2 protein-coding genes are annotated in these 1,457 nt (G+C 64.0%); both read right to left on the minus strand.

What is annotated here, in order from left to right:
• Positions 1-271: hypothetical protein (locus B4A72_RS05025; protein WP_292978183.1), on the minus strand; the 271-nt coding region annotated here is incomplete at its 3' end.
• A 241-nt stretch (positions 272-512) separates the two neighbouring features.
• Positions 513-1,457: tryptophan synthase subunit beta (gene trpB / locus B4A72_RS05030; protein ID WP_292978184.1), on the minus strand; the 945-nt coding region annotated here is incomplete at its 5' end.

The raw sequence follows: 1,457 nt of genomic DNA on the forward strand, positions 1-1,457 counted from the left end.
TCTCGGCATCGCCCTTGCCGTCGTCGTGGCTGTCCTGACCCTGAGCTTCGTGGCTGACAGAATCATTGTCGACGCCTGCATTGCCTCCCTGGGTGCTGGAATGCTCGACCGAATCGTTGTCCGCGCCGGACCTGTCCTCGGCCGTGTCGCCGGCCGAGTTGGCGTGAAGGTTGACCGCGCCCTGCGTGTTGACGGTCCTGTTCACCTGGGCATAGGAAGCAGCCGCCCCCAGCATCAGGATTGTCGCTGCAAGGCTCAATTTCGTGCGCATGTCGTGTTCCTTTTGTGCTTGGCACCGGATCGTCCCGGCGTCTTGCAAACCTAGCAATCCAAGGTGGCCGCAGCCCATTGGACCACGGGACCAGGATCGGCGCGATAAACGAAAGTGCCATGCTGAAAACACGAAAGAAAAACAGACCTGGGAGGTCGCCCCGGCCGATTGCGGAGAGCCTGTTGCGCCTGGCCCCCTCATGCGGTGCCCCGGCCATGGCGCGATTCGCGGATGCGTGGGTTCAGGCCCGGATATCGACACCCAGATGCTTGGCAACGGTGAAGATGTCCTTGTCGCCGCGACCGCACATGTTCATCACGATCAGATGATCCGCCGGCAGATCGGGCGCGATCTTCATCACATGGGCCAAAGCGTGGCTGGGTTCGAGCGCCGGGATGATGCCCTCGGTCTCGCAGCACAATTGGAACGCTCTCAACGCCTCGTCGTCGGTGATGCTGACATATTGCGCCCGGTTCACGTCCTTCAGCCAGGCATGTTCCGGCCCGATGCCGGGATAATCCAGCCCGGCGCTGATCGAATGGCCTTCCAGAATCTGCCCGTCCTCGTCCTGCAACAGATAGGTGCGGTTGCCATGCAGCACCCCCGCGCGCCCGCCGGTCAGGCTGGCGCAATGCTGCATCCGGTCATCCACGCCCTTGCCGCCCGCCTCGACGCCGATGATCGCGACCTCGCTGTCGTCGAGGAATGGGTAGAACAGGCCCATCGCGTTCGATCCGCCCCCAATCGCCGCAATGATCGTGTCGGGCAGACGCCCCTCGCGCGCGAGGATCTGTTCGCGCGCTTCCTTGCCGATGATCGACTGGAAATCGCGGACCATGGCGGGATAGGGATGCGGCCCCGCCACGGTACCGATGCAGTAGAAAGTGTCGCGGACATTGGTGACCCAGTCGCGCAGCGCATCGTTCATGGCATCCTTCAACGTGCCGCGACCGCTGGTGACGGGGATCACGTCGGCGCCCAGCAGGCGCATCCGGAACACGTTGGGCGCCTGCCGTTCGACATCATGCGCGCCCATGTAGACCACGCATTGCAGACCGAACCGGGCGCAGACCGTGGCGGTCGCCACGCCGTGCTGGCCCGCCCCCGTTTCGGCGATGATCCGGGTCTTGCCCATCCGCCGGGCCAGAAGGATCTGGCCCAGCACGTTGTTGATCTTGTGCGCGCC

This window comes from Paracoccus sp. UBA5162 (genome assembly GCF_002413585.1).
Lineage (GTDB): Bacteria > Pseudomonadota > Alphaproteobacteria > Rhodobacterales > Rhodobacteraceae > Paracoccus.